The 10,801-nt window shown below is 38.1% G+C and carries 9 protein-coding genes; 5 read left to right on the top strand and 4 right to left on the bottom strand.

The genetic code is table 11. The features are described 5' to 3' along the window. Nucleotides 1-194: 194 nt before the first annotated feature. Both CUN59_RS22165 and CUN59_RS18415 read right to left on the bottom strand, forming a co-directional pair. Nucleotides 195-338, bottom strand: coding sequence for a hypothetical protein (locus CUN59_RS22165; protein ID WP_243406984.1), 144 nt, complete (start codon nt 336-338; stop codon nt 195-197). A 402-nt stretch (nt 339-740) separates the two neighbouring features. Continuing rightward, complete coding sequence (locus tag CUN59_RS18415) at nt 741-1,814, bottom strand: sulfate ABC transporter substrate-binding protein (RefSeq protein ID WP_104389213.1); 1,074 nt, start codon at nt 1,812-1,814, stop codon at nt 741-743. 625 nt (nt 1,815-2,439) lie between these two features. Here CUN59_RS18415 and CUN59_RS18420 point away from each other — a divergent pair. The 5 genes from CUN59_RS18420 (at nt 2,440) to CUN59_RS18440 (ending at nt 6,766) form a co-directional block, all read left to right on the top strand. After that, nucleotides 2,440-3,546, top strand: a complete 1,107-nt coding sequence (locus tag CUN59_RS18420; RefSeq protein ID WP_104389214.1) for a sulfate ABC transporter substrate-binding protein — start codon at nt 2,440-2,442, stop codon at nt 3,544-3,546. Between the two features lie 30 nt (nt 3,547-3,576). Then, entirely contained in the window at nt 3,577-4,446 is an 870-nt protein-coding gene (cysT, locus tag CUN59_RS18425; protein ID WP_104389215.1) for a sulfate ABC transporter permease subunit CysT, read from the top strand. Further along, nucleotides 4,433-5,272 (top strand): sulfate ABC transporter permease subunit CysW, encoded by an 840-nt coding sequence (cysW, locus tag CUN59_RS18430; RefSeq protein ID WP_104389216.1) that lies wholly within the window; start codon nt 4,433-4,435, stop codon nt 5,270-5,272. Before cysT ends, cysW begins: the two co-directional genes overlap by 14 nt. A gap of 189 nt (nt 5,273-5,461) precedes the next feature. Then, nucleotides 5,462-5,728, top strand: coding sequence for an NIL domain-containing protein (locus tag CUN59_RS18435; RefSeq protein ID WP_104389217.1), 267 nt, complete (start codon nt 5,462-5,464; stop codon nt 5,726-5,728). A gap of 213 nt (nt 5,729-5,941) precedes the next feature. After that, the gene (locus tag CUN59_RS18440; protein ID WP_104389218.1) at nt 5,942-6,766 is read left to right on the top strand and encodes a Uma2 family endonuclease; all 825 of its coding nucleotides are present in this window, start codon (nt 5,942-5,944) and stop codon (nt 6,764-6,766) included. Nucleotides 6,767-6,817: 51 nt separating this feature from the next. Here the strand turns inward: CUN59_RS18440 and CUN59_RS18445 are convergent, their stop codons facing one another. Both CUN59_RS18445 and CUN59_RS18450 read right to left on the bottom strand, forming a co-directional pair. Further along, complete coding sequence (locus CUN59_RS18445) at nt 6,818-8,887, bottom strand: TonB-dependent receptor plug domain-containing protein (protein ID WP_104389219.1); 2,070 nt, start codon at nt 8,885-8,887, stop codon at nt 6,818-6,820. A 144-nt stretch (nt 8,888-9,031) separates the two neighbouring features. Then, nucleotides 9,032-10,642 carry an energy transducer TonB gene (locus CUN59_RS18450; RefSeq protein ID WP_104389220.1) on the bottom strand — a complete coding sequence of 537 codons (1,611 nt, stop codon included), beginning with the start codon at nt 10,640-10,642 and terminating at the stop codon, nt 9,032-9,034. Nucleotides 10,643-10,801: the final 159 nt, after the last annotated feature.

Here is a 10,801-nt window from a genome sequence, read left to right on the forward strand (position 1 = left end):
ATAAACTAGGCAATTCAGCACATAATCCTACAAATTCTTGATCTTCACTTGACCAGGTAATTTTATATGTATAGTGGTCGTAGTTAACCATTTTCCATATCCTCAATTTTTTCAATGGCTGCTAAAACCTGCTTAACTTGATAAATTTTCGCTTTTCCATTCTTTTCTTGAATGTTAACTCTTGGATCTCCAAATTAAGGTGTTTTATAGACACAATGACTTGTTCCTTGCTGTCTAGGTTCTCCAAAATAATGATTACAAATTTTTACTAAATCAGTAAATTTTACATCTTTAGGATTATTTTTTATTTCGGCTAAAAGTTTTTCAATTTGTGCCATGCAAAAATCATAGTATCATTATTGATACTATGTCAAGGTTTAGTTTCTGGTAGTTTAAGAAACTCATCTAAGATAATTGTGCGATCGCTAGTTAGGGCTTGCCGAATAAACCAAAAACCTAGATTAAAAACCTATCACTTTCTCAGATTCGAGACTATTCTTATCTCCTCCTGACTCGGTGACTCCTGACTCGGTGACTCCTGACTCGGTGACTCCTGACTCGGTGACTCCTGACTCGGTGACTCCTGACTCCTAATTCTTCCTCCTGACTCCTAGCCCTCACGAAAAGACTTTTTCAGCAAACCCTAGTTATAGTCATAATCTTTAATAATAAAGTTCATATTCATAATTTTACATTTTCCGCATCAGGGTTGGTGGGCAATGCCCACCGGAGAAAATTATTTAGCGTCTTCCACCTTGAATTTTGTCAAAGATAGCACCATCAGCAAAGAATTTCTTCTGTACATTACCCCAACCACCAAGATCACCTACAGTGTAGAGTCTGGCAATATAGGGGAATTTATTCTTTACTTCCTGAGCTACAGTAGAATTAACTGGACGAAAACCAACTTTAGCAAACTCGCGCTGTGCTTCTGGAGTAAACAGGAACTTAACAAAAGCTTCCGAAACCTCACGAGTCCCCCGCTTATCAACATTTTTATCCACAACAGCAACAGGGCCTTCTATGGAAATATTCACCGGAGGAACTGTGTAGGAAGTATCTGTTTTTCCCTGCTGTGCAGCTAAAATGACTTCATTTTCATAGTTTAGTAATACGTCACCCTGACCTTTTTTGTAAAAAGCATCACTAGATTCCCGGGCATCTTTGGGTAATACAACTACATTTTTGAACACATCTGTTACAAACTTCAACGCCTGGGTTTCATTACCACTATTTTTAACTACAGCGCCCCATAAAGCGAGGAAATTCCATCTAGCGCCACCTGATGTCTTGGGGTTAGCAGTAACAATTTTAACATCTGGTTTAACTAAATCAGTCCAATTTTTGATATTTTTGGGATTACCAGCGCGAGTTTCTAGCGCAACTACTGAACGGGTAACAATTGAGTTATTCGGAGCTTCTTTTTCCCAACCTGGTTTAATTAAACCTGATTGTTCAATTTTTTTCGTGTCTAATGCTAGTGCTAAAGCTACTACATCTGCCGGTAAACCATCAATAACCGCACGGGTTTGAGAACCAGAACCTCCGTAACTTTCCCGAATGACAACATCTTGGCCTTTTTCCCTCTTCCATTTGGCTACAAACTGGGGAATGATTTTGGAATAGGCAGCCTTGGTGACAGCGTAAGTCACAAGGGTAATTTCCACCTTTTTCCCGCTTTGACTAATTAGTTGTGGTTTCTGCAAAGTAGCGGCTGAAACAGGAAAAATAGTGCTGATACTTAAACCTGTTGCTAAGAATAATGTAGAAAATAATGACTTTCTTGTTTGCACGAATAAAGAATTGTCTGTCATGGGATGGCCTTAAATTGGTTTTGTAATCTACGGTAAATTAATCGGTATACCGTATTTAATCTCTAAAAAAAGAGCGTATCAGATGTAATTGATAAAATCAATAGGTTTTGTACTGAAAAACAACTATTTTTCTATCGAGAATTGTGTGTATTAAATTTAACTCAAAATTTTAAAGGCAATTATCTATAAATATCTTTTAGAGAAGGACTTTAAAAGCATGATTTCACTAATAGCTAAATATTTTTGAGTTATTTATTAAACTAAATATATACGTATTTATTCTATATAAACCCAAATCAAAGATAATTAAAAATTGATACTTATCATTTAGGGGCATTGTAATTTTATGTGAAACTGATAAAATCACCATATTCCCTATCGCCAATATGCAGTTTTAGCTGGTGTTGATCACCAAATACCTGCAATAATGGTATTTCCATAGGACTTACGTAAGTGCCACACTAAAAATCTGTTGTAGGGTGCGTCAGATATCAACAATCTGTTTATTTACAGGATTTATGCAGTCTGACGCGGTTGGTGAGCTTGTCGAATCACACCCTACCAATGTTCCAGTTGCGTAAGTCCTGTACCACTAATTAATCGTAGTTTCACCGGAGGATAAATAATGAATTTGTGGCAGCAATTATTAAAAAGATGGCAATTGAGATTTCGTCCAAATTCGCTTAAAGGCTTTCTATCATTTTTCTTAGTAGGAACGCTTTTGAGTGTATCCCTTGCTGCTTGTTCTGGGACAAACAGCAGTAATACTCCTGGTGAAACTGGTGGTAAAAAACAAAAGGTAGAAATAACCTTGGTGTCATTTGCTGTTACTAAAGCTGCTCATGAGGCAATTATTCCCAAATTTGTGGAAAAATGGCAAAAGGAACATAATCAAACTGTGGAATTTAAACAAAGCTATGGTGGTTCCGGTTCACAAACACGCGCTGTAGTAGATGGTTTACCAGCAGATATTGTTCATCTAGCTCTAGCTCTGGATACGCAAAAAATTGAGAAAGCGGGATTAATTCAGCCTGGATGGGAGAAAGAATTTCCCAATAATAGTATTGTTACCAAATCTGTAGCAGCTTTAGTTACTCGTGAAGGCAACCCCAAAGGGATTAAAACTTGGGCTGATTTAGCCAAAGACAATGTTAAACTAATTACCGCAGATCCAAAAACTTCCGGTGTCGCGCGTTGGAATTTTCTCGCACTTTGGAATTCAGTCATTAAAACTGGTGGAGATGAGGCCAAAGCTACTGAGTTTGTAACTAAAGTTTATAAAAACGTTCCTGTGTTAACTAAAGATGCTCGTGAAGCCACAGACGCATTTTTTAAACAGGGTCAGGGAGATGCTTTAATCAACTATGAAAATGAAATTGTTTTAGCCGCAGATAAGGGAGAAAAACCAAATTATATTCTCCCTGATGTGAATATCTCCATTGATAATCCCATTGCTATTCTTGATAAGAATGTTGATAAACATGATAATCGTGAAGTAGTGGAAGCTTTTGTTAAATACTTATTTACTCCTGAAGCACAAAAAGAATTTGCAAAAGCAGGTTTTCGTCCTGTAGATGAAACAGTAGCTAAAACTAAAGAATTTGCGGAAAAATATCCCCAAATCAAGACTTTAAGTAAAGTTGAAGAATTAGGCGGTTGGGATGCAATTCAGAAAAAGTTCTTTAATGATGGGGCAATTTTTGACCAAATTCAAGCTAAGAATAAGCGGTAATTTTAATTTTTGACTTTTGACTTTTGACTTATGAGCGTATCTCCTGCTGTACAAACTAATATTAAACCTCCGATTTGGAAGGTATTTTTAGATAACTTGATTCGTCTTCCTTGGACTTGGCGGATTACTATAGGATATCTAACTTTCATGTTATTTATTCCTGTTGTGGCCATGTTTCTCAAAGCTAGTACAGAACCTCCCGCCAAGTTTTGGGAAATTGCCACTAATGAGTTAGCACTGGCAACTTATAACGTTACCTTTGTGACTTCATTGGGTGCGGCCTTGCTCAATGGTGTGTTTGGAACTTTGATTGCTTGGGTCTTGGTGCGTTATGATTTTCCTTTCAAACGGATTATTGATGCCACCGTAGATTTACCGTTTGCTTTGCCGACTTCGGTAGCAGGTTTAACACTAGCAACGGTTTACAGTGATAATGGTTGGTTGGGTTCACTTTTAGCCCCAATGGGAATTAAGGTATCCTTTACTCGTTTAGGGGTTGGGGTAGCAATGATATTTATATCTTTACCCTTTGTAGTGAGAACTGTACAACCTGTATTACAAGAAATGGAATCGGAAATTGAAGAATCTGCTTGGAGTTTGGGTGCTTCCCAATGGCAGACTTTTTGGAAAGTAATTTTCCCCCCTTTATTTCCCACAATTTTAACTGGTGTGGCTTTGGGTTTTTCCCGTGCGGTGGGAGAATATGGTTCAACAGTAATTATTTCTTCTAATACGCCATTTCAAGATTTAATTGCACCTGTGTTAATTTTCCAGCGTTTGGAACAGTATGACTATTCTGGTGCAACAGTCATTGGTGTAGTTTTATTAGGAATTTCTTTGGTTTTGTTATTAGCAATTAATTTCTTACAAGCTTGGGCAAGAAGATATGACAGTAGATAAGGTAAAAAAGCCAAAACAAAAAAGTTGGGTTCCAGCAGTTTTAATTGGGATTGTGATCGCTTACTTATTTCTGGTTGAATATATTCCAGCTATTAATGTTTTTTTTGAAGCCTTCAAAAAGGGAACAGGACCATTTTTATCTAACTTAGCAAAACCCGAATTTCTCCATGCAGCTTGGTTAACTTTACTACTGGCTGCAGTTTCTATCCCCATAAATGCGGTATTTGGGTTATGTGCAGCTTGGGCGATCGCTCGTCATAAATTCCCCGGACGCGCTATAGTTCTTAGTATCATTGATTTGCCCTTTTCCATCTCCCCAGTCGTCGCGGGTTTAATGATAGTCCTATTGTACGGGAGACAGGGCTGGTTTGGTCCTTGGTTACAATCCCATGATATCCAAATTATCTTTGCTTTCCCCGGTATGGTACTAGCTACTGCTTTTGTGAGTATGCCCTTTGTTGCTAGGGAAGTAATTCCCATCTTAGAAGAGTTTGGCAAAGATCAAGAAGAAGCCGCCAGAACATTAGGTGCAAATGATTGGCAAACTTTTTGGCGTGTTACTTTACCTAGTATTCGTTGGGGTTTACTCTACGGTTTAATCTTAACAAATGCTAGAGCCATGGGTGAATTTGGGGCGGTTTCTGTGGTATCTGGTAACATTGCCAATACAACCCAGAGTTTACCATTATTTGTAGAAGATGCTTACAAACAATATGAAACAGAAGCAGCTTTTTCTGCTGCCGTATTGTTAGCATTCCTAGCTGTTATTACCTTAGTATTGAAGGAAATTCTAGAACGCAAAACTCACATTAAAGAAGTTGAATAATTCCTAATTGGTAATTCGTAATGCTTGCGATTTACCAATTTTTCAAAAATTCAGCACTCAGAATATTGATCAAATCAACAATAGAGATAAGTAATCTTTTTCTCCGTGTCCTCTGCGGTTCGTTATTAAAAATCTAGTTTCATCAGAGCAATTTTCAGACAGATATTAAATTACATTTAAGGAGTTGTGATGAATAATCAAAATATCCTAATAAATAAGAGAATTCGCATGAGAATTACTCAAAATCATCATCAAGAACCAGTAATTTCTCGCCTGGTTTCTGAATATGGGTTAACTGTCAATATCAAAGCCGCAATTCTCGGACAGAATGCTGTCGGTGATGGTTGGTTTGACTTAGATTTGCAAGGAACAGAAACACAAATTCAAAATGGATTAAACTATTTGCAAGAATTGAAATTGCAAATCTGGGATGAGAATACAATTAGTGATTGGTGAAAAAATTGAACGATGATCATAGGAATGGAAATTCGGGATCAAACTTTGATATAGCAATCCTAAATTAGTGATGAACAACAAGATCCCCGACTTCTCTAAGAAGTCGGGGATCTCACTCTTCCAGTGTTTACAAATCAAATAGGATTCTTGCCTCTTGCCTTCTGTTATACTCTAGTTAATTTGCACAAACATTTCTGGTTGAGGGTTAATATAATGGTACTCGAAGCCCCGTCTATCAAAGCCAAAGCAACCATCATCTGGGAACCCCTACCAGCTAACTTTATATTACCAGACGATCCTGTGGAAAATATTCAACAACCCGCCCTTGCTGCGGCTTTAACCGATGCTTTGGGAGCTTCAGGATACATTGAGCCGGAAATGTTGATTGGCTCGAATTTGGGGCTGGTAGCAACAATTAATAAAAAGATTATCGTCAAAGCTCCCGACTGGTTTTATGTTCCCCAAGTACATTCCGTACCAGAGGGGGTAATTCGTCGTAGTTATACCCCTAATACAGATGGTGCAGCGATCGCAATTGTGATGGAATTTCTTTCGGAAGCAGAGGGAGGGGAACTATCCATTAGATCAACGCCACCCTATGGTAAACTGCATTTTTACGAACAGATTCTGCAAGTACCCACATACATCACCTATGACCCCTATGAAGGTAGTCTAGAAGCACGTTATTTGCAAGATAAAAAATATACGCTTCACTCCGCAGATTCACAGGGACGGGTATGGATTCCACAACTAGAATTATATCTGGGAATCTGGTCTGGGGAAAGGTTAGGGCAAACTATGAACTGGCTGCGTTGGTGGGATAAATCAGGTAATTTACTACTGTGGAGTTCAGAACAAGCAGAGCGGGAACGCCAAAGAGCAGAGCAGGAAAGACAAAGAGCAGAGGAAGAACGACAAAGGGCAGAGCAGGAAAGACAAAAAGCAGAGGAAGAACGACAAAGGGCAGATAGAGAACATCAAAGAGCAGAAAAATTAGCTGCTAAATTGCGAGAATTAGGAATTGATCTAGAAGCGTAGAACCGTAGGTTGGGTTAAGCGACAGCGCAACCCAACCAAATCTACAAAATTCTATAAACTGGAAGTTAAACCCAAACGGAAAGTAAAACCAGGGCTATAAATTCGATTCACTCTTTCATATTGTTCACCGAGAAGATTTTCCAAATAAAAAGTTAGACCCAAATTTTTATTTAGAGGAATACGTCCACTAAAATCCAAATTAAAGAAAGATGGAGCAAAATCTGTACTCCGTTCTCCCGGTATATTTCTACTAAAAACAGAACGACGAGTGCCACTATTATAAGTAGCATATAAATTAGCTTGCCAGCCATTCTTTTGATAACCAATACCAGTTTGTAGTAAAGAGTAGGGAATTAAGCCTAACTGCAATCCTTTTTCTGTTCCCGTTTTGATTTGAGCATCTGTATAAGTGTAGTTGAGAAAAGTTGACCATTCCCGCGCAATTTTAAATTGTAATGCTGCTTCTAAACCATTCGTATCTACTAAACCAATATTTGTCCATGTTTGGGTAGTGGAGTCAATAGCTAAACGATTATCTAAACTACTACCAAAATAAGTAAATTGTCCTAGCAAATTTTCAGATAATCTGACATCTATTCCCGCAGTCCAAGTAGAACCTGTTTCTGGTTTTAAATTGGGGTTAGGATTCCAATTATGAACTGTGTCAAACACATATAATTGATCTAACCCTGGGTTGCGCTGCGCCCCCGCCCAACTTCCACGCGCTGCAATAGCTGGATTAATAGCATAACGTACACCAAAACTAGGATTAAAATAACTCCCAAATTGGCTATCAAAGTTTTGTCTTAATCCTACATCTGCTTGTAAAGCATCGCTAATTTTCCAAGTATTGACAGCAAATAAAGCTGTATTAAAGACACTTCTATCTTCTTTTTCATTTTTAGGAATTAGGGTAGGATTCGTACTCACAACATCGCCCATTAAATCAGTATTTTTTAAATCTAACCCCCAGCGTAATTGATTATTTGGAGTGATTTTCCATTCATGATCTATCCTAGCTTTAAATTGCTGTGTATCTAAAACTCCAGTGCGGTAAAATGTCGGTGCCGTCGGTCCATAAGTGCTAAAATAATCTCGGTTATATCCCAATGTAGTTGTTAAATTGGAATCTTCCCCCTTACCTAATTTAGTTTTCCAAGATAACCCAACATTTAAACCATCATGATCTAATCTATCTCGTTGTAAAGGAAAACCGAAATAAATTAACCCCCGACGACTACTCAGGGTAGTTACATCTAAATTCAAGGAGTTTTTAGGATCTAAATCTATACCTACACTACCAAAATAAGTGCTGGTAGCTGTATCTGCATTAAATAACTTTCCTTCACTATCTCTATTTGCAGCACCCACAGGTACAGAATAACGGTTATCTACAAAAAATCTTTCAAAGCTAAAGTTATATTTGACTTTATTGCTTGAACCACTATAACTTAACTGTTGATTATTTAAGTTTAATGAACCAAATTCTGCACTAGCATTGAATTTTGGTTTACCATAACCTTCTTTGGTAATAATATTAACAACTCCGCCAAAGGTAGAAGAACCATATAAAGAAGATGCAGTACCGCTATATAATTCGACTCTTTCAATGGCTTCTACGGGAATACTATTTAAATCTGTACTACCGTGATAGGTGCTGATATTTGTATTAATTGGTCTGCCATTAATCAGGAATACGGATTGATTAATTGATGCACCTCGATAATATGTTCCAGTATGAATATCTGCACCAGGTCCGACATCATTAATGGCAAAACCCGGCATTTTTTTCAAAACATCGGCAACACTGGTTGCACCCTGTTTTTGAATTTCTTCTTTCTCAATTACATAGATGGGAGTAGATTCGGGAATAATATCTTTTTCACCAATAGCTTCTATAGAAATATCTGCATCATTTGTAGGTGTGATATCTGCTTCCGATTCTACTTCATTTTCTGCTGGTTGTTGAGTTAATAATTTAGCATTTGTGGCGGGTAATTCAATTTCCCTTAAATTAGGAATATCTGAATTTACTGCTTTTTTATTATCAGCAGCCATAACAGGACATACCACCAGTATCATCAGGAAAGAAACTGGCAGGAAAAAAAAACTCTTATTCATATTTATGAATTCACACCAGGTAAAAAATTATCAACTGAGATTTTCTCTGTTCATGCTAACGGTGTCAAAAGACAACCTGTCATAGTTGAATCAATAAAAATCCAGATACCCGAATGATCAAATTATTCAGGTATTTTCTGGTGACTAATTACTATTTTCTGAATTACTATTGGACTCAGTGGATGATGTAGTCTCAGATGGGGGTTGTGTAGGTGCTTCTGGTGGTAGTGACTCAGAGGACTTTTGACGACGACGGAGGATTTCTTCCAAGCGTTTACGGCTTTTTTGTACTCTTTCGGATCTACCTTCATCAACTTGATTATTTGTATCAGATTTGACAGGCTGGGGTGAAATACGAGGAGGTTTAGGTTTCTCAGGTTCTATAGTCTGACGAAGTGGTGAGACTGGTTTAGGTGGAGAAGATAAAGATTCTTGTTTGCGTCTAGTGGTATTTTCGGATGGAATATCAGTCACAATCGGAGTAGTTTTTCTCTGAGAGGGTTGGGGAGATTCGATGACAGTGGGAGTAGTAGGTTCTTTTTCAGGTTTTTTCTTAGCGACTTCCCTTTGTTTTTCTATTTGACGTTCTTGAAGTTTACGGTGGCGTTGAGAGCCTTTTATAGCAAAGTTAACGGAAGCTCTTACCCCTTCTCTTCCCCCTTCTGTGGGTCTTAATTTCCACTGTTGAGCAGCTTGTTGGGCAGCTTCATCTAGTTCACTATCACCACTGGAACTGATTAACCGGACTCGCGTAACATTACCTTGAGCATCAGTATCAATGGCAACTTCTGGATTGCCTTCTACTCCCCGCCGTCTGGCTTTATCTGGGTATTTAATTTTACATTCTAAACAATCTGCACGATTCAATTTAAAACCATTTTCTCTGGGGGGTTTGGGTGCGGTAGCTATGGGTGTATTTTCTGGTTTTGGTGTATTTCCAGTTTCATTTCCAGGACCAGTACCATTTCCCACACCAGGAGCAGTACCATTTCCCACACCAGGACCAGTACCATTTCCCACACCAGGACCAGTACCATTCCCCACACCAGGACTAGTACCATTCCCCACACCAGGACTAGTACCTTTACCTAAAATATTTCTCCAACTATGATCACCTAAATTACTGATAATATTTTTCTTCTCTGGAGACTGTGTGGAGGTAGTTAAGTTGCTAGGAATATTATCGGAACTAGTATTGGTTTGAGTTTCTGACTGTAACGGTGTGATGTTTGTGGGTATTGTATTTGCTGTTTGTATGGGTTCGGTTGTGACTGGGTTTGTTGTGTTTGTTGGTTCAGGGGTGGTGTTTTCAATTGATGCTGTTGTGACTGGGTTTGTTGTGGTTGTTGGTTTAGAAGTAGTTAGGGGTTGAGATGGTTTGGTGATCAAGTTATTAGTGGTTTTGGGGGGTTTCTGCTGAGTGATGGGTGCAACAGAAGATTTGATGATATTAATAGCTGTTTCTGTAGAGGTGGAAATTCCCCCTCCCTGATTACCACCTCCACCGGAATTTGTTTGTGGTAAAGATTTGATTTCCAGTGGTAGTTGTACTATTTCCTGGGGTATGGTTTCGAGAATTGTGACTTCAATTGGTGCTTCTGTAACTTCAGGTGCTTTGAGAAAAAACTTGTTAATAAATAAAGCTAGTACCCCAGTATGTAATGCTACTGAACTAATTAGACTATAGACAAGAAAACTCTTTAATGCTTTAGCCTCTTTTTCTCGTTGTTCTATAGTAACAATTGAAAACCCCATATTTTATACAAGCGTTAATAATAATTGACCTTAACTAGAATACAATTAAAACCTAAAATCAAACATATATTTTATTGCCAACAATCTGTATTGTTGCAAAAATTCATCTAAACCTCCAGGAGACCCCCACCAAAACTGTACTCAGTTTGGTGATGGGAG

The organism is Cuspidothrix issatschenkoi CHARLIE-1 (genome assembly GCF_002934005.1).
In the GTDB taxonomy this organism is placed as follows: Bacteria; Cyanobacteriota; Cyanobacteriia; order Cyanobacteriales; family Nostocaceae; genus Cuspidothrix; species Cuspidothrix issatschenkoi.

Coding starts and splice junctions, on each gene's coding strand:
- CUN59_RS22165 (WP_243406984.1), bottom strand. CDS start 338: ATGGCACAAATTGAAAAACTTTTAGCCGAAATAAAAAATAATCCTAAA.
- CUN59_RS18415 (WP_104389213.1), bottom strand. CDS start 1,814: ATGACAGACAATTCTTTATTCGTGCAAACAAGAAAGTCATTATTTTCT.
- CUN59_RS18420 (WP_104389214.1), top strand. CDS start 2,440: ATGAATTTGTGGCAGCAATTATTAAAAAGATGGCAATTGAGATTTCGT.
- cysT (WP_104389215.1), top strand. CDS start 3,577: ATGAGCGTATCTCCTGCTGTACAAACTAATATTAAACCTCCGATTTGG.
- cysW (WP_104389216.1), top strand. CDS start 4,433: ATGACAGTAGATAAGGTAAAAAAGCCAAAACAAAAAAGTTGGGTTCCA.
- CUN59_RS18435 (WP_104389217.1), top strand. CDS start 5,462: ATGAATAATCAAAATATCCTAATAAATAAGAGAATTCGCATGAGAATT.
- CUN59_RS18440 (WP_104389218.1), top strand. CDS start 5,942: ATGGTACTCGAAGCCCCGTCTATCAAAGCCAAAGCAACCATCATCTGG.
- CUN59_RS18445 (WP_104389219.1), bottom strand. CDS start 8,887: ATGAATAAGAGTTTTTTTTTCCTGCCAGTTTCTTTCCTGATGATACTG.
- CUN59_RS18450 (WP_104389220.1), bottom strand. CDS start 10,642: ATGGGGTTTTCAATTGTTACTATAGAACAACGAGAAAAAGAGGCTAAA.